The sequence below is a fragment of the Cohnella luojiensis genome (assembly GCF_004564235.1).
GTDB lineage: Bacteria > Bacillota > Bacilli > Paenibacillales > Paenibacillaceae > Cohnella > Cohnella luojiensis.
In genome coordinates this window covers 183,140-204,349 of sequence record NZ_SOMN01000003.1, presented here as the reverse complement: position 1 = coordinate 204,349, position 21,210 = coordinate 183,140, and the positions used below count along the sequence as shown (strand labels likewise).

21 protein-coding genes are annotated in these 21,210 nt (G+C 51.7%); 8 read left to right on the top strand and 13 right to left on the bottom strand.

Annotated features, from left to right (window positions below):
- Positions 1-60 precede the first annotated feature (60 nt).
- The 3 genes from E2980_RS04750 to leuC all read right to left on the bottom strand — a co-directional run bounded on the left by E2980_RS04750 (position 61) and on the right by leuC (position 3,770).
- Complete coding sequence (locus E2980_RS04750; protein WP_135150974.1) at positions 61-1,536, bottom strand: N-acetylmuramoyl-L-alanine amidase family protein; 1,476 nt, start codon at positions 1,534-1,536, stop codon at positions 61-63.
- 192 nt (positions 1,537-1,728) lie between these two features.
- A complete protein-coding gene (gene leuD, locus E2980_RS04745) occupies positions 1,729-2,331 on the bottom strand; it encodes a 3-isopropylmalate dehydratase small subunit (protein ID WP_135150973.1) in 603 nt (200 codons plus the stop codon).
- A gap of 17 nt (positions 2,332-2,348) precedes the next feature.
- Entirely contained in the window at positions 2,349-3,770 is a 1,422-nt protein-coding gene (gene leuC / locus E2980_RS04740; protein WP_135150972.1) for a 3-isopropylmalate dehydratase large subunit, read from the bottom strand.
- A 129-nt stretch (positions 3,771-3,899) separates the two neighbouring features.
- Between leuC and E2980_RS04735 the strand changes: the two genes are divergently transcribed.
- On the top strand, positions 3,900-4,802 hold the full coding sequence (locus tag E2980_RS04735) for a LysR family transcriptional regulator (protein WP_135150971.1): 903 nt from the start codon (positions 3,900-3,902) through the stop codon (positions 4,800-4,802).
- A 13-nt stretch (positions 4,803-4,815) separates the two neighbouring features.
- Here E2980_RS04735 and E2980_RS04730 read toward each other — a convergent pair whose 3' ends face one another.
- On the bottom strand, positions 4,816-5,616 hold the full coding sequence (locus E2980_RS04730; RefSeq protein WP_135150970.1) for a carbon-nitrogen family hydrolase: 801 nt from the start codon (positions 5,614-5,616) through the stop codon (positions 4,816-4,818).
- Positions 5,617-5,821: 205 nt separating this feature from the next.
- Here E2980_RS04730 and E2980_RS04725 point away from each other — a divergent pair, with 205 nt between their 5' ends.
- Positions 5,822-6,997, top strand: a complete 1,176-nt coding sequence (locus E2980_RS04725; protein ID WP_135150969.1) for a pyridoxal phosphate-dependent aminotransferase — start codon at positions 5,822-5,824, stop codon at positions 6,995-6,997.
- A gap of 54 nt (positions 6,998-7,051) precedes the next feature.
- Here E2980_RS04725 and E2980_RS04720 read toward each other — a convergent pair whose 3' ends face one another.
- Entirely contained in the window at positions 7,052-7,237 is a 186-nt protein-coding gene (locus tag E2980_RS04720) for a hypothetical protein (protein ID WP_135150968.1), read from the bottom strand.
- Positions 7,238-7,378: 141 nt separating this feature from the next.
- Between E2980_RS04720 and proB the strand changes: the two genes are divergently transcribed.
- The 6 genes from proB to mtnB are packed head-to-tail and all read left to right on the top strand — an operon-like array spanning position 7,379 to position 13,215.
- Complete coding sequence (proB, locus tag E2980_RS04715) at positions 7,379-8,506, top strand: glutamate 5-kinase (protein WP_135150967.1); 1,128 nt, start codon at positions 7,379-7,381, stop codon at positions 8,504-8,506.
- A complete protein-coding gene (locus tag E2980_RS04710) occupies positions 8,499-9,746 on the top strand; it encodes a glutamate-5-semialdehyde dehydrogenase (protein ID WP_135150966.1) in 1,248 nt (415 codons plus the stop codon). Before proB ends, E2980_RS04710 begins: the two co-directional genes overlap by 8 nt.
- A gap of 13 nt (positions 9,747-9,759) precedes the next feature.
- On the top strand, positions 9,760-10,632 hold the full coding sequence (gene proC, locus E2980_RS04705) for a pyrroline-5-carboxylate reductase (RefSeq protein ID WP_135150965.1): 873 nt from the start codon (positions 9,760-9,762) through the stop codon (positions 10,630-10,632).
- A gap of 23 nt (positions 10,633-10,655) precedes the next feature.
- Positions 10,656-11,885: a 2,3-diketo-5-methylthiopentyl-1-phosphate enolase gene (locus E2980_RS04700; protein ID WP_240702876.1), complete on the top strand. Its 1,230-nt coding sequence runs from the start codon at positions 10,656-10,658 to the stop codon at positions 11,883-11,885.
- A complete protein-coding gene (locus E2980_RS04695; RefSeq protein WP_135150963.1) occupies positions 11,882-12,568 on the top strand; it encodes a 2-hydroxy-3-keto-5-methylthiopentenyl-1-phosphate phosphatase in 687 nt (228 codons plus the stop codon). Before E2980_RS04700 ends, E2980_RS04695 begins: the two co-directional genes overlap by 4 nt.
- Positions 12,565-13,215, top strand: coding sequence for a methylthioribulose 1-phosphate dehydratase (mtnB, locus tag E2980_RS04690; protein ID WP_135150962.1), 651 nt, complete (start codon positions 12,565-12,567; stop codon positions 13,213-13,215). Before E2980_RS04695 ends, mtnB begins: the two co-directional genes overlap by 4 nt.
- A gap of 63 nt (positions 13,216-13,278) precedes the next feature.
- Here mtnB and E2980_RS04685 read toward each other — a convergent pair whose 3' ends face one another.
- The 8 genes from E2980_RS04685 to E2980_RS04650 form a co-directional block, all read right to left on the bottom strand.
- Positions 13,279-14,577, bottom strand: coding sequence for an ArsB/NhaD family transporter (locus tag E2980_RS04685; RefSeq protein ID WP_476695910.1), 1,299 nt, complete (start codon positions 14,575-14,577; stop codon positions 13,279-13,281).
- A 109-nt stretch (positions 14,578-14,686) separates the two neighbouring features.
- Positions 14,687-14,887, bottom strand: coding sequence for a hypothetical protein (locus tag E2980_RS04680; RefSeq protein ID WP_135150961.1), 201 nt, complete (start codon positions 14,885-14,887; stop codon positions 14,687-14,689).
- Positions 14,888-15,112: 225 nt separating this feature from the next.
- Complete coding sequence (locus tag E2980_RS04675) at positions 15,113-15,838, bottom strand: DnaD domain-containing protein (RefSeq protein ID WP_135150960.1); 726 nt, start codon at positions 15,836-15,838, stop codon at positions 15,113-15,115.
- Positions 15,839-15,878: 40 nt separating this feature from the next.
- Entirely contained in the window at positions 15,879-17,171 is a 1,293-nt protein-coding gene (gene asnS / locus E2980_RS04670) for an asparagine--tRNA ligase (RefSeq protein WP_135150959.1), read from the bottom strand.
- Positions 17,172-17,208: 37 nt separating this feature from the next.
- The gene (locus E2980_RS04665) at positions 17,209-18,429 is read right to left on the bottom strand and encodes an acetate kinase (RefSeq protein ID WP_135150958.1); all 1,221 of its coding nucleotides are present in this window, start codon (positions 18,427-18,429) and stop codon (positions 17,209-17,211) included.
- The gene (locus E2980_RS04660; protein WP_135150957.1) at positions 18,426-19,298 is read right to left on the bottom strand and encodes a 3-hydroxyacyl-CoA dehydrogenase family protein; all 873 of its coding nucleotides are present in this window, start codon (positions 19,296-19,298) and stop codon (positions 18,426-18,428) included. Before E2980_RS04660 ends, E2980_RS04665 begins: the two co-directional genes overlap by 4 nt.
- Positions 19,299-19,406: 108 nt before the next feature.
- Positions 19,407-20,624: a hypothetical protein gene (locus tag E2980_RS04655; protein WP_135150956.1), complete on the bottom strand. Its 1,218-nt coding sequence runs from the start codon at positions 20,622-20,624 to the stop codon at positions 19,407-19,409.
- Positions 20,624-21,172, bottom strand: a complete 549-nt coding sequence (locus tag E2980_RS04650; RefSeq protein WP_240702873.1) for an RNA polymerase sigma factor — start codon at positions 21,170-21,172, stop codon at positions 20,624-20,626. The genes E2980_RS04655 and E2980_RS04650 overlap by 1 nt, the downstream gene beginning before the upstream one ends.
- Between the last annotated feature and the right edge of the window lie 38 nt (positions 21,173-21,210).

The window sequence follows — 21,210 nt, the reverse complement described above, 5'->3', positions numbered from 1 at the left end:
GAACGATTGTCCCCTCTCCCGTAATACACGTATACCGGCCCCCAGAGAGGGCCGGATGACTTAAGTTAATTTCAACTGTTGCATAATTCCCGTAGCAATGGCTTGCGCGACCCGATTCTGGAAATCGTCGGTCCACATTTGAGGTTCGTCGATCTTGCTGGATAAGTAACCCGCTTCTATCAATACCGCGGGCATTTTAGTTTCTCTTGTTACCGCAAAGCTTCGCTGGCGAACGCCATTATCCTTGAGTCCTGTTGCCTGGACCAAAAGCGAATGCATCAGATCAGCAAACGCCTTACTATCGGCTCGGGTATAATAGGTCTCCGTACCGTTCGTCGAGGATGTAAAGCTATTCGCATGAACCGAGACGAATAGATCAGCCTGGATGGAATTCGCGAGATTGTACCTGTCGGACAAGGAAGGGAACGAATCCCCTGAACGGGTAAGCACGAGCTTGAGCCGCTCATCAATGGCAAGAATAGCTTGTACCTTCAGAATGACGGATAGGTTAAAGGTTTTCTCTGCCTTCTTGGAGATGCTGATCGCTCCAGGATCGCTTCCGCCGTGTCCGGCATCCAGCACGACCGTGAATAACGATTTGTCCGGCAGCGGTTTCTTCAAGATGAATCTAAGTTCCCCAATGGTTGGATCATTCAAGACTTCATAATCCCATGCCTGATTGAGATCAAGAACGAATCGAGGAGATTTAACCGCATCGCCGAACATCGAATAGCGAACGGATTTCAGAGCCTCATGTTCCGTAACCAAAAGACTTCCTTCCTTCATCGTCGTAAAATCGACCAATGGAAGGAATGTATCCGCGTATTTCGTGTTCGGTATATCAATAACGATTCGTTGCGGGTTATCCAGCTTAAAATGCGAAGGAGCGATTAACCCGTCGTATTTCAGAACGACGGAATCCGTTTCATATCGAACTTCATACAATGTCCCTGTCACGTCGACGGGCGGATTCGGCGTGACAGGAGGAACTTCGCTCCCATCGCCGTTGCCTTCTCCCTCTTCCGGATCGACGATGCCGATCAAACCGCCATCGGGCGGCGTAGTATCCGATCCGTCGTTATTTCCGTCTTCATTATCGTCGGATGAAAATAAAAAGGCCGATTTACTTTGATTGTCCCAGAAAACTTGAACGCCGAGCGAGTCGCCAAGGAATCTAAGAGGTATAAGTATGTTATTGGATTTCAATGTAGGCGGCAATACCATCTGTTGAGGCATGCTATCGAGATAGGCCGTAGGCTTGTCCAACGTCATGACAAGCTTCTTCTTGCTATTCGACACCGTAACCTGTTTTTTGTTATTGTCGTAATCCACCTTATAGCCGAGGCTCTCGGTCGCGATCCGAACGGGAATCATTACCGACTTATCCATAACTATCGGCGGTACTTTAGGCTGCAAAGCTTTACCGTCCAGAATAAGCTTGGGGATCATTGCTTCCGACTTAGCGGCGTTAACGATACCCGCACTCAGGAACAGCATGCTAGCGACGACGAACAACAAGGACAACCACTTCTTCATGCTTCACCTCGATGTAAAAAAAGATTTGAGAACGGTGCCGAAATATGTAATAACCAAGCGGCTTGTTCACGAATCATTAGACGCATGTCACGTAGAAAAGTTGCGTAATAGAGGAAAAAAAGACCCATTGTCCCGATTTTTGCCGAATCGGGGCCATTGGGTCTTATTCGCTTCTTTAAATTCCAATTTCTTTTAAGCTGTAGCTCCTGCTGCGCGCTTCGCTTCATAAGCGGTAATCGCGGCTTCATGCTGCAGCGTAAGACCGATATCATCAAGCCCTTGAAGCAAGAATTGACGGCGATGCTCGTCTAATTCGAACGGAATGTTCAGGCCCTCTCCGTCGGTGATCGTTTTGTTCTCCAGATCTACATTCAGCTTGTAGCCTTCCGTTGCGTTCGTGCGGTTGAACAGGTCATCCACTTGCTCTTCGCTCAGCTTAATTGGCAGGATGCCGTTCTTAAAGCAGTTATTATAGAAAATATCCGCGAACGAAGGAGCGATAATGCAGCGGAAGCCGTAGTCCATAATCGCCCAAGGAGCATGCTCGCGGGACGATCCGCAGCCGAAGTTGGCGCGGGACAACAAGACGGAAGCGCCTTGATAGCGAGGTTTGTTTAGGTTGAATTCGGGAATGACGTTGCCTTGCTCATCCCATCTCCATTCGAAGAACAGAAATTGGCCGAACCCGCTTCTCTCGATTCTTTTCAGAAATTGCTTAGGAATAATAGCGTCCGTATCTACGTTAACCCGGTCAACAGGGGCGACCAGTCCGTTTAACTTTACAAATGGTTCCATGTTAGTTGATCCTCCTCTTACGCCTTCACTTCGGATTTGAAATCCCATGTACGAACATCGACGAAACGGCCTTGTACGGCAGCCGCCGCTGCCATTTCCGGCGACACGAGATGGGTGCGTCCGCCGCGGCCCTGACGACCCTCGAAGTTGCGATTGGAAGTCGACGCGCAGCGTTGGCCCGGCTTAAGAACGTCCGGATTCATTGCTAAACACATGCTGCATCCCGCATCGCGCCACTCGAAACCGGCTTCGGTAAATACTTTATCCAAGCCTTCCTTCTCCGCTTGGATCTTGACGCGACCGGAACCCGGAACGACGATCGCCGTGACTCTAGGGCTGACTTTATGGCCGCGCGCGACGGATGCCGCAGCTCTCAAGTCTTCGATGCGTCCGTTAGTGCAAGATCCGATAAACACGTAATCGATCTCGATGTCCGTCATCGGAGTGCCCGGCTTCAGATCCATGTATTCCAGCGCGTTAGCGGCCGCTTTGCGCTCGTTCTCCGTAGGAAGGTTCTCCGGTACAGGCACGGAAGAGGTGATGCCCGTTCCCATGCCTGGGCTTGTGCCCCAAGTCACTTGAGGAATCAAGGAATCCACGTCGAAATCGAGAACGGAATCGAACTCTGCCCCGTCGTCAGTACACAATGCTTTCCATTGTTCGACCGCAGCGTCGAATGCAGCGCCTTGAGGAGCGTATTCGCGACCGCGCAAGTATTCGAACGTCGTCTCGTCCGGAGCGATCAATCCGGCGCGGGCGCCGGCTTCGATAGACATGTTGCAGACGGTCATCCGTTCTTCCATCGTCAAGGAGCGAATCGCTTCGCCCGTATACTCCATGACGTAGCCTGTTCCGAAGTCCGTGCCATACTTCGCGATCAAGCCAAGGATCATATCTTTCGCGGTAATGCCCGGCTTGCGTTTGCCGTTGAAGCGAATGACCATCGTCTTCGCTTTCGATTGCTGCAAGCATTGCGTAGCCAGAACGTGTTCTACTTCGCTCGTGCCGATTCCGAATGCAAGAGCTCCGAAAGCGCCATGAGTGGAAGTGTGGCTGTCGCCGCATACGATCGTTTTACCCGGATGGGTCAAGCCCAGCTCCGGCCCCATAACGTGCACGACGCCCTGGTCGATCGTGTTCAAATCGTAAAGCTTCACGCCGAATTCGCGGCAATTTTCCGTTAAAGTATCCACCTGCTGCTTGGAGATCGGATCGGAGATATTAAAGCGGTCTTTCGTAGGAACATTGTGATCCATCGTTGCGAATGTAAGGTCGGGACGTCTTACCTTGCGTCCGGTAAGGCGCAAGCCTTCGAACGCTTGCGGAGACGTAACTTCGTGAACCAGGTGAAGGTCGATGTAAAGAATGCTAGGCTTTTCTTCTCCAGCGACGATGACGTGGTTATTCCAAATTTTCTCGAACATGGTTTGCTTGCTCATCTGACTGTTCACCCCAATAGGACTTCTTTTAATTTGACCCTATCTTAGCATTTATTCTTTCATTGTTCCAAGATATAATATCTATAAGGTTAATAGTTCAAGACTATGAAGCGGAGGCAAAGCAAATCTATGGAATTTCGCCAGCTGTTATATACGATCCAAATCGCAACCGAGAGGAACTTCTCCCGGGCCGCGGAGAAACTGCATATTGCCCAGCCATCTCTCAGCCAGCAACTGTCCAAGCTTGAGAAAGAATTAGGAGTCCTCCTGTTCAAGCGAAGCACGAACTCCGTAGAGCTTACTTACGCAGGTTCCGTCTTCGTGGACAAGGCCCAGCAGATTGTCGACATGGCAGATCAACTCCGGAGGGAAATGGAAGACATCGCGGATATGCGTAAAGGACGTTTAGTCGTAGGCAGCTTGCCGATGACCGGCGCACACGTGTTGCCTTACGTGCTTCCCGTCTTTCGCGAAGCATATCCCGATATCGAGGTCGTGCTGATCGAAGAATCCACCAAGCGGTTGGAACAACTCACGGCGAGCGGCGGCACGGACGTCAGCCTGTTGACGCTTCCCCTCGAGGAACCTTCCTTGGCATATCAACCGCTTATCGAAGAAGAAATATGCCTTGCCGTTCCTCCTGACCACCCTTATGCTACCTCAGGCCGGACAACTGCCGTCCGCATCTCGGAGTTGAAAGACGAGCCATTCGTTCTGCTTAAGAAAGGCCAAGGATTTCGGGCGATCGCCCATAATTTGTGCCAGTTAGCGGGCTTCGTCCCCCGGGTCGTATTCGAAAGCGGGAATATCAATACCGTGCAATCGCTTGTTGCAGCAGGCATGGGTATTGCCTTCGTGCCGAAGATGATGACGCAAGCGGAGTGGCATGGCCGCGCTCCGGTCTACTTGACTCTTGAAGGCCGACCGGCAAGAACGCTGGTAATCGCTTACCGCAAAGGCCGTTATCTTTCCAATGCGGCCGAAGCCTTTATCTCCACCTTCCGCGAGACCATTATCCCCATTAGTAAATAGCAGCATTTTGTTCTCAATTATCGTAAATCGCCGGCCTGCGGTCCGCAAAAACCGGAATCCGGCCTCTCACTTCGTCGACAAGACCCAGATCGACTTCGGCGGAGAGAATGGCCTCTTCCTCTCCTGCTTCGGCGAGCACCTCGCCCCAAGGGTCGATCACCATGGAGTGACCGAAGAAATTCGTTCCGCCGCTCTCTCCCACCGTATTGCAGGATACGACGTACATTTGATTCTCGATCGCCCGCGCCTGCAGCAACGTCCGCCAATGATGCAAGCGGGGATGCGGCCACTCCGCGGGAACGAACAGGATTTTAGCTCCCTCGAGCGCAAGCTTGCGGGCAAGCTCGGGAAAACGGATATCGTAACAGATCATAACGGCCGCGGGAAGTCCTTCAAGGTCGAAGCTGCCTGGCCTATCCCCGGATTCCAGATGCAAATGCTCGTTCATGAGCTGAAAGAGATGAATCTTGCTATATTCCGATATTTCGGCCCCGGTCCGGTCGAAGACGTGAACGGTATTCGTTACCGTCCCCCCTCTCGACTGCGCGATAGAGCCGGCAAGCACGTTAACCTCATGCTTTCGGCAAAATTCTGAGATAACTTCCTTCGTACGCGCCCCGTCCGGATCCGCCAATGACTTGATTTCCGTTAATGCGTAACCGGTATTCCACATTTCCGGCAGAACGATGAGATCAGGTTTCGGAGCAAGCGCCGCCGCTTCTTCTAACCGGGATAGCATTTTCGCGAAATTCGCTTCGGGATTGCCCGCTTCGATATTCATCTGTACCAGCGCGAGACGCAATGGCGTTGACATAAAGATCACTCCTACAATATAACGTACCTCTTTGTTACCTATCGTACTTCATCGCACCCTGCTCGAGCAACGTCCGTTTCATTTTTCACAATTCCGACCAAATCACCCCGAATTTTCGCAAATGGTGCATTTCATCCGTTGCCGAGCCCGTTTCATTATGCTACATTCATCCTATCCCAAGTATGACGGAGCGTGAAGATTTCGCATGACCTTTACCATTACGCCAGCCAAACGGCTCCAAACTTTACCCGAACAATTTTTCGCCGCGCTGGTAGCCAAAGCCAATGCGCGCGCGGCCACCGGCCGCGACGTGATTAACCTGGGGCAAGGCAATCCCGACTTGCCGACCCCGTCCACGATCGTCGATCGACTAAAGAATGCCGCCGAGAACCCTAAATATCACAAATATCCGCCCTTCCGCGGATTCCCTTTTCTTAAAGAAGCCGTCGTTCAACGTTATAAAGAAGATTATGGCGTAGATTTGAACCCCGAGACCGAGGTTGCCGTTCTGTTCGGAGGCAAATCCGGCTTAATTGAAATCAGCCAATGCTTGCTCAACCCCGGTGACACGTGCCTTGTTCCTGATCCGGGTTATCCCGATTACTGGTCCGGCGTCGCGCTTGCGGGAGCCGAAATGGCGTTCATGCCTCTGAGGGAGGAGAAAGAGTTTCTTCCCGATTACGACGCGATTTCTTCGAGTGACCTCGAACGAGCCAAGCTTATGTTCCTCAACTACCCGAACAATCCGACTTCGGCGGTTGCGAACGCGGAATTCTACGAGCAGACGGTTGCTTTTGCCAAGAAGAACGGAATCGTCGTAGCGAGCGATTTCGCTTACGGCGCCATAGGTTTTGACGGGAATCGTCCAATTAGTTTCTTGGAAACGCCGGGTGCCAAGGAAGTCGGAATCGAGTTCTATACGCTATCCAAAACCTACAACATGGCAGGCTGGCGCGTCGGGTTTGCTCTTGGCAACCCGGAAATCGTCGAAATGATCAATCTCATTCAAGATCATATGTATTGCAGCCTATTCGGAGGAATTCAGGAGGCGGCCTCGGAAGCTTTGACCGGTCCGCAGCAATCGGTTCGCGAGCTCGTGTCTATTTACGAGAGCAGACGTAACGCGTTATACGAGGCGTTGGACGAAATCGGTTGGAAAGCAAACAAGCCCGCGGGCTCCTTCTTCTGCTGGCTTCCGGTTCCGGAAGGACACACATCGATGTCCTTTGCCGACCTGCTGCTCGAGAAAGCGGACGTCGTCGTGGCTCCGGGCTCCGGCTTCGGCGCTCACGGGGAAGGCTATGTCAGGCTTGGCTTGCTGACGACGGAAGACCGATTGCGCGAAGTAGCGGCGAGAATAGGTCGGTTAGGACTATTCTGAGGATGCTTTCCGACGTCATCCGTTCCTTTACAACCCTTATGACGCATGGTATTCTTAGGATAATTCAGCGCCGATCGGAATTCGGCGCATCCATATGAACGCATTGACGGGAAACGAAGCGGATCCGGACATGACCAGAGAGTAAATTTCCAGGCTGAGAGAATTTACCTTGTCCCCTGCCTCCCCCATCCCCGAGCGGACGGCGATGAGCCGCACAGTACCTGCTGTTATCAGGATCATGAGAGGACGGATGCCTCTGTTTACAGGCGCCGTCAACGAAGGTGGTACCACGGAAGCTAAGCTTTCGTCCTTTGCAGAGGACGGGAGTTTTTTTTATGCGATCAGACAGTTTTCGAATTTGTCTCGATAAGGGGTGAAATCATGGGTAAACGTATTGTCGTGAAAATCGGAAGCAGCTCCCTCACCTCCGAGGAGGGCGGGCTTAACCGGGAACGGGTACGCTTCTTCGCAAACGAGATCGTCGCTTTGCATGCTTCCGGCCATCAAGTTCTGCTCGTCACCTCGGGGGCGATCGCGGCCGGCTTCCGGCGTCTTGGTTATGCGACGAGGCCGAAGCTCGTTCACGAGAAACAAGCTGCGGCGGCGGTTGGCCAAGCGCTGCTAATGGAAGCCTACCAAGAAGCGTTCTCGAATCGGGAGATCGCCGTAGCGCAGCTCTTATTGACGCGGCCCGATTTCAGCAACCGCAGCCGGGCTCAGAATGCGCATCGAACGATCGAGGAACTGCTGAAGCAAGGCGCGGTCCCAATTATTAACGAAAATGATACCGTTGCGGTCAACGAGATCAAATTCGGCGACAATGATTCCTTGTCCGCGCTAGTCGCGAATCTAGTTAAAGCCGATGGATTGTATATCCTTACCGACATGGACGGCGTTTACACCGGCGATCCCCGTAAAACGCCCGATGCGGTGCGCATCGAACGCGTAGAAGTTCTATCGGAAGAGTTATACAGGGTAGCAGGCGGCGCTGGATCGACAGTAGGTACAGGCGGCATGCGTTCCAAGATCGAAGCCGCGCGAATCGCCATGCAAGGCGGCGTTCCCCTGTTCGTCGGCCGAGTATCGGAACACGGAGATCTTGGAGCGGCTGTAGCCGGGAGCGGCAAGGGTACTTATTTCACCTCCTCTCTCCATTCCTTATCCGCGAAGAAGCACTGGGTCGGCTTCCTCTCGGTTCCCCAAGGTCGAATCATCCTCGATTCGGGTGCCGAGGAAGCTTTATTGAATAAGGGCCGCAGCCTGCTTCCAATAGGAATCACTTCCGCTGAAGGGGACTTTCACCCCGGAGATGTGATTGAAGTCGTCAATAGGGACGGACGAATCCTAGGCAGAGGCGTTACCAATTATTCATCGTGGCAAATTAAAGCCGTAGCCGGATTGTCCAGCGAGGAAGCATTGAAACGCGTAGACGTCGTCCGGGTGGAAGTCGTTCATCGGGATGAATGGGTTGCATCAACTATCGTCAAGGAGGTCAGTACTCATGAGTGAGGTTATCCATAAAGCCAGAGCCGCCAAAGAAGCCGCTGCCGTACTTAACCGACTGACTTCAGCGGAGAAAGATAATGCATTGCTGCTAATGGCAGATGCGCTTATAACCCAGCAGGAGCAAATTCTCGCAGCCAACGAAGAGGATCTCGCGCGCGGAAGAGAGCTCGGCACGTCCGCTTCCCTTTTGGATCGGTTAAAGCTGACGCCTGCGCGATTGAAGGACATTTCCGACGCGGTAAAGCAAATCGTAGAGTTGCCTGATCCCGTTGGCGACTTGCTTGAAACTTATCATCGCCCTAACGGATTATTCATAGAGAAACGGAGAGTACCGCTTGGCGTTATCGGAATTATTTATGAAGCCAGACCTAACGTAACCGTGGATGCCGCGACGTTATGCTTGAAATCCGGCAATTCGGCCGTCCTGCGCGGCGGGTCTGCCGCGATATCCTCCAACCGCAGCATCATCGCGGTTCTGCGGGAAGCTCTATCCCGCTCTGTCATTCCCGCGGACGCCCTGCAACTTATTGAAGATGCCAACCGCAGCTCCGTAGACGAAATGCTTGAGCTTAATGGCTTATTGGACGTGATCATTCCGAGGGGCGGCGCTTCCCTGATTCAGAACGTCGTTCAGAACGCGACCGTCCCCGTCATCGAAACGGGAGCCGGAATCTGTCATACTTATATCGACGAAAGCGGCGATTATGCGATGGCGGAAGCAATCGCGGTCAATGCTAAAGCGCAACGTCCATCCGTCTGTAACTCCATGGAGACGTTGCTGGTCCATGAAACGTTCGCACGGAAGCATCTTGGCGCGATGGCCGGGAAATTCCGCGAGGTCCATGTCGAGCTTAGAGGTTGCGATATCACGAAGGAAATCGTTCCATGGGCGAATTCTGCAACCGAGGAAGATTACGCGACGGAATATAACGACTATATCCTGAACGTCAAAGTCGTAGGAAATTTAGACGAAGCTCTAAGCCATATCCAACGTTATGGCACGAAGCACTCGGAATGCATCGTGACCGAAACCGTTAATCATGCCGAACGTTTTCTTCAGGAGGTCGACGCGGCCGCCGTATATCACAACGCCTCTACCCGTTTCACGGACGGATTCGAATTCGGCTTCGGCGCTGAAATCGGCATCAGCACGCAGAAGCTTCACGCGCGCGGCCCGATGGGTCTCCCTGCTCTCACCTCAACGAAATACCGGGTCGTAGGCTCGGGTCAAATCCGATCATAGGAGTGTGATTAACATGTCCGATTCCCTAACCTCTTCTCTAGGAGGCATTACCCTAAGTTTCTACGGCGCAGGATCTATGGCCGAAGCGATATTGCGGGGGCTAATTGAAACTCGATTAACCACTCCTAAGAATATTTCGGTGTTGAACCGCCAGAACACGGATCGTTTGCTTCAGCTCGAGCAGCAATACGGCGTCGTACCCGCTGCGACCGAAGGATTGAGGCACGAAGCGTTGGCCTCTGCTGATATTATCATTCTTGGTATGAAACCAAAGGATTCCGCGAATGCCATTCTAGCGATGAAGCCTTTCATTCGTCCGGAGCAGCTCATTGTTTCCGCCATAGCCGGTCTTTCGATCGCCACGATACAGCAGTTGCTAGGCAACAAACAGCCTATCGTTCGCACGATGCCCAACACCTCAAGCACGATTGGATTAGGGGCGACGGGCATCAGTTTTTCTAACTCAGTAACCGCCGGACAACGCGAGATGACCCTTGCAATATTCGGCGCCATCGGCATGACGGCCGTCGTCGAAGAACCTCTTATCGAAGCCGTTAACGGAGTCTCCGGCAGCGGTCCGGCATACGTTTATTATCTTATGGAAGCGATGATAAATGCAGGCGTTCAGCTAGGTCTGTCACCGGATGCGGCAAAGGAGCTTACCGTACAGACCGTTAGGGGCGCCGCGGAGATGGTCTCCGCTACCGGCGAGAATCCTGGCGATCTCCGCCGCAAAGTTACGTCTCCTAATGGGACGACGCAAGCCGCCATTGAGACACTGGATCAATTCGCTTTTCAAGAGGCCGTAAACAAAGCGATACTGCGTTGCGCGGAAAGAGCGCGGGAGATGGGCGAAGCGATTCGCGCCGAAGCGGTTAACGCATAATCAAGAAAGAAGGTCGTATCCGATTGAACAACTCCTATAGCCATGCCACATACCGACTCTATGACGATAAAGCCGATTTTCAGAAGAAAGCCGAAAGTATAGCGGTCGGTCTAACCGTAGGAAGTTGGACTGAGCTGCCTGAAGCGGCTAAAGAGCAAATGCAGAAGCATCTAGGTAAGGTTGTTTCCGTGCTTGTCCATGAACCCGAAGGAGCGGCTCCCGGCGAACGCTGCGCCGATATAACGATTGCGTACCCGGACGCAAATTTCAGCAGAGACATCCCTGCATTCTTGGTGACCGCTTTCGGAAAGCTCTCGATGGACGGCAGGATCAAGCTGATAGACATGGAGCCGTCGACCGATTTCCTAAGCGCTTTCCCCGGACCGAAATTCGGCGTGCAAGGCGTTCGCGATATTCTTGGCGTCCATGATCGTCCGCTTGTCATGAGTATTTTCAAATCCGTAATCGGCCACGACCTGGACAACCTTCGCGAACAGTTCCTGCAGCAGGCGCTAGGCGGTGTAGATCTCATTAAAGATGATGAGATTTTATTCGAGAACCCGCTTACGCCGCTGGAACAACGGGTCGAAGCTTGCATAAGCGCCGCTCGCGAGGCTGAGCAAGCGACCGGTCAGAAGCTGCTCTATTTCACGAATTTAACCGGTTCCACCTTTCAACTCAAAGCGAACGCCAAGCGCGCGATCGCTGCGGGTGCGAACGGTTTGCTGTTCAATGTGCTCGCATACGGCTTTGATGTGTTGGCGGAGCTCGCCGCTGATCCGGAGATTAACGTCCCGATTGCCGCTCATCCCGCTATGGCAGGTGCTATGTATCCTTCTCTCCATCACGGTATATCCGCGCCGCTCTTGCTGGGTAAGCTAATGAGAATCGCCGGAGCGGATTTGTCCTTGTTCCCATCTCCTTACGGCTCAGTCGTAATGCCTAAGGCTGAGAACCTGGCCGTCATGGAAGCCCTATTAACCCCTGCTCTTCCGCAGAAACCGGCTTTCCCCGTACCATCCGCGGGCATTCACCAGGGACTCGTACCTTTGATCATGGGAGATTTCGGACCGGAAGTCGTCGTGAACGCCGGAGGCGGCGTGCATGGCCATCCAGGCGGATCCGCGGCGGGCGGCCGCGCGTTCCGGCAAGCGGTGGACGCCGTTAGAAGCGGCTTCACTCTTGAGGATTACGCACAAACGCATGAGGAATTACGCATTGCTATAGAACGCTGGGGGGTACGCACATCTTGAGCCATACGACATCGCAGTTCCCGCGTCCGCCCGTCTTATTCTGCGACTTTGACGGTACGATCACTCTAAGCGATAACATTGTCGCAGTCATGAAACATTTTAATCCTCCGGGCTGGGAAAGCATCGTCCGCGAAATTATTAGCGAGAGCAAGACTATCCAACAAGGCGTTGGGGAAATGTTCGCCCTTCTGCCTTCTTCGATGCAAGATGAGGTCACTTCTTATATTCTGAATTCCGCAGGTATCCGCGACGGATTTCCGGAACTGCTGGAATGGTGCAAGAAGCATGAGGTTCCCTTCTATGTAACAAGCGGAGGAATCGATTTCTTCGTCTATCCTTTGTTGGCTCCGTACGGGATTCCCGCAGATCACATCTATTGCAATGGCAGCGACTTCAGCGGCGAGAATATCGCGATTACCTGGCCGCATTCTTGCGACGGGGAGTGCGATAACGGGTGCGGCATGTGCAAGACGGCCGTCATTCGCCGGTTTCCGAAAGACAGCTATTATCGTATATTGATCGGAGATAGCGTTACCGATTTCGCAGGGGCTAAGCTTGTAGATCTCGTGTTCTCCCGGTCGCACTTAACGGACAAATGCCAGGAGCTCGGCCTTCCGCATATTCCATTCGAGACTTTCCACGATATTATTCGCCATCTAGACCTAGGAGGCCGACAATCATGAGCTTTGCCAACATTACTAAGGAACAAAAACAATTAGTACTGGGACAATTAACGGCCATTAAGTCCGATTTCGCGTCACGCGGCTTCTTCCCCGGCACGAGCGGGAATTTATCCATGCGCGTCGGTCCTTATTCGCAAGAAGAGTTCTATTTCGCGGTAACGGCAAGCGGCAAGGATAAGTCCAAATCGACGCCCGAAGACTTCCTGTTCGTCGACCGGAACGGCAAGCCTTGCGAATCCACCTCGCTTAAGCCTTCCGCTGAAACCGTCATTCATAACGAAATCTACCGCTTAACCGGCTGCGGCGCCATTTTTCATATCCACTCCGTCTATAACAGCTTAGTATCGGAATGGTTTTGGGAGCGCCGGGCGGTGCCCGTCAAGGGCGTAGAGCTTATCAAGGGTTTGAATATTTGGGAAGAAGACGCCGCTATCGACATCCCGATTCTATCTAATTTCGCGGACGTTCCTCGTATCGTTCCCGAAATCCCGGAACGCTTAAATAGCCGTATCCCAGGCATACTCCTTCGCAATCACGGGATTTACGCTTGGGGACGCGATGCATTCGAGGCCAAGCGTCATTTGGAAGCTTTCGAATTTCTATTCGAGTACGTTTATCGCTGGGAATTGCTCCGCAATCGCAAATAACCTAAGTTCACATTTAAGACCCACTCTGCAACCCGCCCCCACGGCAGGTTATAGAGTGGATTTTCATATTGGGACATATTTCGATATCCAACTCACCCAGTAAAACAACAGTATTAATGTAACCACTACCGTAGGCGGTATAACAATGAATGTGACGCGCGTGTATTCCTTCCAACCAATCTTTACTTTGTGCTGGCGAAGGATGTGAATCCAGATCAAGGAAGCAAGCGTTCCAATGGGAAGCAGGAGCGAGCCGACATCGCTGCCGATTACGTTGGCCAGATAAGCTACCTTTAAGGAAATCGGATCCAAGTTCATGTCGGTTAGGGTCAGAGTTCCGATCATCAACGCGGGATGATTATTGAATAGGGAAGATAATAAAGTCATTAACCCCCCCATGAGCAAGCTTGCGTTAAGCAAATTTCCGCTAACGATAGGACGAAATATGTCGACTAACCATTCCGTCAGACCAATGTTGTGAAGGCCGTAAATGACGACGTACATTCCGAAAGCAAACACGAAAATCGACCAAGGAGTCTTTCTAAGAATATCGACGGGCGTTATCTTCATGAAGAACCATCGCCACCCAAGCAGTAACGCCGATCCGGTTACGGCTACCCACTCCACCGGAATTCCTAAATACGAAGCAACGAAAAGACTAACGCGCACCGAGAAAACAAAAATAAAAATATTTCGCATAAGCCGATTTCTTATCAGGCGATCCTCTTTGGATAGCTGCGGCCTCAGCGGATGGTGCCTGGGATGGCTTAAACCATACCCGATGAGCGGAAGCTTTCGGGGAATATCCTTTTGCGTAACCAGGAACAACAACCCGAATAATAGAAATAACCCTAAGGTCGCCGGAACGAACATCAGCAACGATTGCATGTAAAGATCCATTCCGACGATTTTCAGCGCGATCAGGTTTACGATGTTGCTTACCCCTATAGGGGCGCTCGAAGCCGTCGCGATTAAAGCTCCCGATAGAAGATAGGGGATTTTCTGATCATTTTTGAGCCCGAAATTATTTAGCACGATGATCAATATGGGTGTCGTAATCAAGATGCTTCCATCATTGTTGAAGAATAGGGTCATAAGAAAACAGAGCAGGTTCACATAGCCGAAAAGCCTATAACCCGAGCCTTTGGCTTTAGCTGCCAAGCCTTCCGCGGCCCAGTAGAAAAACCCAATGCTTTCCAGCACCATTGCGATAACAATAGTCGAGATAATCGTTATCGCCGCTCCGCTTATCGTCTGCGTAATCGTTGATATATCGTCAAACGACACGCTGCCGATAAGCAAGACGAGTAACGCTCCTCCTATGGCCGGAATGTATTCTTGCAGCCCCTTGGGGCGCCACATAATGAGTAACGACACGAATAAAAAGGTTATGATCGTTAGGCTTACGACGACGGGTCCATGCAATTTTGTCACCCCTAATGTAGCTCAAGTAAAGATTCCTTCGCGTGAATTATTCGTTCACGGAATATTTAACGGATTTATGCGCTGGTATTGGTCCCGAAGCCTGAATGTCCTCAAACCCTTTAAAGTGCGTCACGACTTGCTTTATAGACTTCACTTCCAACTCCGCCCCTAACTCCGCAGAGGGCTTAATCAAGTAATAAACTCCGATGGCGGAAGGTATTATGATTAAAAATAATAAAAGAAGCATCCGAATCTCCCCCCTTCCTTTCAACAAGCCTCCCGAACAATCATCATTAGAGGTTGTCTATAATGCATGTTTATGAGGGGGGGGACGATACGGTTCTAATGACGATGCCCCTTTAATGCACAAATGTTCATCTGTACGCGAGACGATTGTCTTTAGGACAAGACAAAAAACCCGCCGGATTAGGCGGGTTTACGATTACTATGAGGTTAGATCTATTCTCCGGCTTTAGCGGCCTGTACGGAATTTCTGGGTATGAAGCCGGGCTTCCTCGACGTTAGTAACGCGATTACGGCTCCATTCCAGTAGAATTCGGTCTATATAGCGGAAATGAAGCTTTCCGGCGAAAACCGATTCCTTAAGCGCGAAACGAATAAGCTCATCGGCATATTGATCCTGGTCTAACCAGCCGTTAATCGTCTCGTATTCCATCGGCGTAAGCGGTCGTCCGAATTCTTGCTCGAATAATAGAAATAGGTTATGAGTTCCTGCGTTCGGAGCCGGCGTAACCCGTGATGGCTCTTGCGCGCGCGTTTGCGGGTTCGGATTAGTATCGGCTTCTTCGCTTAAACCGCTGCCTCTTAAAGGAAGCTCGCCCGCGGCTAACAACGTCCCGATCTTCTGGAACAATCCGGAAAGATTATATTTCTCCGACTGTACTCCCGACTGCGAGTCGTACACTTCATCAATGGTGATGAATCCCTGCTTCATCAGCTTCTGCAGCGTTTGCCCGACAAGCCCCGGAGAACATCCTAACCTTTCCTGAAGCTGTTCGATCATGGGGAATTCATTCTGCTCCGATTGGCGGAAAGCGATAAGATGCAACAGAAGCATCCCTTCCGTATCGTTCAACTTAAGCGCCCGATAAGTGCGAAGAAAAGCGTATGGAATGCTGACGGCCCCATCCATATAAGCCTCCGCCATTCCCTTTGCAAGCGAGTTGCGATCGTTCATCCCTAGAATCCACCTTCTTTCTTCACCCTAAAGAAACACGTTACGGGTACAAACGATATAACGTGCGAGGGAAAGCAATCGTCTCGCGAACATGATCCAATCCGCATATCCATGCGACCGCTCTTTCCAATCCCAAGCCGAAGCCGGAGTGCGGAACCGATCCGTATCGGCGTAGATCCATGTACCAACCGTAAGCTTCCTCGGTCAGTTCGTGCTCCGCGAAGCGTTGTTCAAGCAACTCCGGGTCGTCGATCCTCTGAGAGCCTCCGATGATCTCTCCGTAGCCCTCCGGCGCGATCATGTCCGCGCACAGAACAACCTCCGGACGATTCGGATCCGGCTTCATGTAGAAAGCTTTAAAGCTCGCCGGATAGTGGGTAATGAATACCGGGCGGTCGAATTTCTCCGCGATCGCCGTCTCATGCGGAGCTCCGAAGTCTTCTCCCCATGGCAACTCCATGCCGATTTCCTTCAGCAAGTCGAGTGCTTCGTCATAAGTAATACGCGGGAACGGCGGAAGTACGCGCTCCAATGCCGCAACATCCCGCTCCAGAACCGTTAGCTCCGCTTTGCAGTTGTTAAGAACCCGGCTAACGATGCGGGCGATGAATTGCTCCTGAACGTTCAAATTCTCCTCATGGTCGACGAAAGCCATCTCCGGCTCGATCATCCAGAATTCGATCAGATGCCTGCGGGTTTTGGACTTCTCCGCGCGAAACGTAGGCCCGAAAGAGTATACCTTGCCAAGCGCCATCGCGGCGGCCTCCATGTAGAGCTGACCGCTCTGCGTGAGGTACGCGTCTTCCTCGAAGTATTTCGTATGGAACAAATTCGTCGTACCTTCGCACGAGGAAGGGGTAAGTACGGGAGGATCGACAAGCGTAAAGCCCCGTTCATCAAAGAAGCCCTGAATCGCCGAGATGATCTCCGCGCGGATACGCAAAATAGCGCGTTGACGAGGGGCGCGAAGCCACAGGTGACGATGGTCCATCAAGAAATCGACGCCATGCTCCTTCGGCGTGATCGGATAATCCTTGGCAATCTGGATAATCTCGATGCCCGTTACGGAAAGCTCGAAACCGGACGGGCTCCTCGGATCCTCTCGCACGATTCCAGTGACGTAGAAAGAGCTTTCCTGCGTCAACTGGCCTGCGCTCTCCCAAACGGATTCCTCAACCTCAGCCTTCACCAGCACCCCTTGGATAAAGCCCAAACCGTCCCGAATTTGCAGAAATTGTATTTTCCCACTGGAACGTTTACGAGTCAGCCATCCCCCGAACGTAACCGATTGACCGACATAATTCCCGATTGTTCCTAAATCTATCCGTGCCATAAAGATCTCTCCCTTTATTGATAGTTACTTGGATTTCTTATTCGGATTTCTTTTCCGATCGGTTTTGAACTAGCTTGAAAGTATCTCTTGCAATGAGCAATTCCTCGTTCGTAGGAACGACCAACACGCTGACGCGGGAGTCATCCGTAGTGATCCGCCTAGGCTCCTGCGAACGAACCGCATTTCGTTGCCCATCCAGGTAGACTCCGAAGAAAGTCAACCCTTTGCACACCTCTTTGCGCAACGCGTCCGAATTCTCTCCGACGCCCGCCGTAAATACGATGGCGTCCACGCCGTCCATCGCGGCGATGTATGAACCGATATACTTGCGGATTCGATAAGCGTACATCTCGAAAGCAAGTCTCGCCTTCTCGTTGCCCTCTCCCATCGCCTCCACGACCTCGCGCATATCGCTGCTGATTCCCGAGATCGCGAGCAAGCCGCTATGCTTGTTAAGCATGGAATTGACTTCGTTTAACGTCAAATCTTCTTTGTTGATCGTGAAGGGAACGACCGCGGGATCCAAGTCCCCGCTTCGCGTTCCCATCATGAGCCCCTCGAGCGGCGTCATTCCCATGCTCGTATCATAAGATTTGCCGTGCATAATCGCCGCGCAGCTTGCTCCGTTACCGATATGGCAGGTTACGATCTTCAGCTCTTCCAGCGGGCGTCCAAGGAACTCAGCGGCGCGTTTACTCACGTAGTCGTGGGACGTACCATGGAATCCGTAACGGCGAATTTTATGTTTCCGGTACAGCACCGTCGGAATCGCATACAAATACGAGCTGGGCGGCATCGATTGATGAAAAGCAGTATCGAATACGACCGCTTGCGGAACGTCCGGCAAATTCGTTTCCACTGCTACGATCCCCATCATGTGCGCGGGGTTGTGAAGGGGCGCGAGGTCGAAAAGCTTGCGAATTTCCAGTTTGACCTCTTGATCGACCAGCACCGACTGGCTGAAAGATTCCCCTCCGTGCACGACGCGATGGCCTACGGCCTGAATGTCTTGTATGTTTCTGAGCACCCCGAATTTACGATGGGTCAGCATATCGAGTACTTTCTTGATCGCCGTCGTATGTTCCAATATCTCGCTTACTTCTCTTACTTCGGGTTGATGTTCTACCTCATGAGTTAGGATGGACGAGTCCATTCCGATCCGTTCGACCCGTCCCTTGGCCAACACATCCTCGGTCTTCATATTGTAAAGCTGATATTTAAGCGAGGAACTTCCCGCGTTGATAACCAAAACATTCATGTGAGCCTTTCACCATCCTTACCGTACTTGAAGAAACCGATTCCGCTTTTGATTCCCAGGTGACCGGCTCGAACCTTCTTCTTCAGGAGAAAAGAGGGACGGTACTTCAACTCCCCGAACTCGCGGAACATTCCGTCAAGCGCGGCGAGAACGGAGTCAAGCCCAAACCGGTCAGCCATCTCCAGCGGCCCGTGCTGGAATTGATAACCCATACTCATCGCGGAATCGATATCCTCCGGGGAGGCGACCCCTTCTTCAAGCAAATGAAGCGCTTCGTTGATTAGCAAACAAATAAGGCGAGTCGTCACGAACCCGGGGGATTCGTAAACCATGACCCCCTTCTTGGAGAGCACTTCATCTATGAAGGATTTTGTTTTATTGAACGTTTCGTCCGAGGTTTGCAAGCCCCGGATAATCTCGACGACGTCGATTCGAAAAGCGGGGTACACGAAATGCATTCCAATTACGCGTTCCGGGTAAAGGCTTGCCCCTGCTAGCTCGGTTAGGCTTAACGTGGAGGTATTGCTGGCCAGTACGGCGTCATTCGCAACGATTCCGTCCAATTGACTAAACACGTCTTTTTTGCTCTCCAAATCTTCGCTTATCGTTTCGATGACGAGCTCGCATTCCGCCAAATGCTGCAAGGACGTTTCCATATGTATTCGGTTTAACGTTAATTTCTTCTCCGCAGCCGTGATTGCCCATCTTTCCATCTGGCGATCGAGGCTTTGCTCAATCATGTCCTTCGCTTGCTGCAGCTTCTCGGGCGTTTTCTCCACCAGATGAACGTCTAACCCTTTAACCGCGAGCATCTCGGCGATGCTCTGCCCCATGGTTCCGGCACCCACGACGCCGACAATTTTAAACATAACTACAGTCCCTCCAACAAAAAACAATAAGATGATTATACCCTTCCCTGCGTCTTGATTAGTCGCGGCGCAAGGAACTTGAAGGGTACTCTCATCTTATCACAATCCTTACCGCTCTGCCGAGGCGGTCAGCCATTTGCCGAACCACGACTTCCAGTTATTGACGTAACTCTGCTCCACCGCCCATTGTACCATCACGACGGATTCGTTGGCAGCGATCGGAATGGAGACGGCTTGTTCCGCCATTTCTCGACTTTCTAACCGATACGGCAATAATCTAATGGAATTACCCGTAACGATGACGGCGACTTCCTCGTTATTCGAAGTATAGGCATCGATAGCGTTCGGCTCGAAGCTTCGTATTTCATCCACGGTCAAGGCTAACTTATCTCCCTCATTGCCGGTAACCTTCTCCGTAAGGGGAATGGAAATCGTGTCCCATTCGCGAATGTCCGATGCATCCACCAAGACCGACTCTGATGCGGGCTGTTTAGCCACCCATTTGCCCGAGTCGCGGACGATGGCCCATTGATCGATATTGTCTACCGCTTGATTCGTTTCTATCGCCTTTGCCAACGTTATATGATTTCTTTCCAAGGAGTAGATATCCTTGATGCGAATGGCGGGCTCCAAAGAGGGTACCTGATTCACCCAAACTTGGCTTTTCTCGTCCGCGATTCCGTTTTCGTTAACGTTGGTCGTTTGAAGTATGGAGACGAATGCATTCCCGGCAAAGAGAAGCTTCTCCGTCCTCCTCAGTTGCGGAGAATCTTTATTCATAGAAGCATCTTCTCTTGATGTTTTAGCTCCGTAACGCACGGCCTGCAAGGATTGCGTTCCTTTGCCTTGCGGATCCGAAACCGCGTCGATGTTCCAGAAGTTGGACCCGTACGGCATCCAAATGCCTTTCACGCTGCCCATATAGGTGATCCGTTCTTTTTGCGGCGCGACCAATAACGTGCGGTAGCTGCTCGTCGTTCCGTCTTGGGAATCTTCCCTTAAGCCGATCACGACGGCGGAATGGGGAATCGGATTGATTTCATTATCGCTTGCTGCATTCGAACTTGCCGGAGTGGGATTAACCACTAGCGATTGGTTATTCTCCTGGCCAGAATTAAAGCCTTTCCAGCTCCATAGCCCAACCGCTACGGCTACGATCAAGAGGCATGCCGCGCTAATGGCGCTCCACCGAACGAACCGCGGTCGCCTTACCTTGCGACTAGGTTTATCTAAGCTCTCATTGATTCTCCGGCGCAGCGCTTCGTCGAATCCATCGCGAGTCAGCGGACCGCGCTCAAGTTGTTCGAATAATTCTTTATCGTTCATTAGCGGTTCGCCTCCTTCATTTTGGATAATTTCTGGCGGGCATGGAACATTCGCGATTTCACCGTACCCTCCGTCACGTCGAGCACCTGCGCGATTTCTTTTAAGGATAGTTGGTTATGAGCGTATAGGATAATAACTTCTCTGTACTTCTTCGGCAGATCCAGCACCATTTTCCATATCTCGTTAACGGCCGTTTGCTCCACGACGTCATGCTCGACGGAATGTCGCTCTCCGTAATCCTCGACGACGTCCGATAGCGTAACTTTGCGGAAGAACGCGGATCTTTGGTGATCGATCGCCGTGTTGCGCGTGATAGTCAGCAGCCAAGTTTTCACCGATGCGTCCCTGCGGAAAGCATGCATATTCTTGAAAACCTTGATAAAAACCTCCTGCGAAATATCGTCTGCCAGATCCCATTTACGGGTAATACTGAAGGCGTAGTTCCATACATCCTTCCCGTAAGCCGTCATTAATTCATTGAGAAGACCTTTGTCGTCATCGCTTTCAACCATATATTTAAGGAAATCGAAATTACGCTGGGAATCCACGCTTGCCACCTCTATTTCTTTTAGACGATTCAAATCGG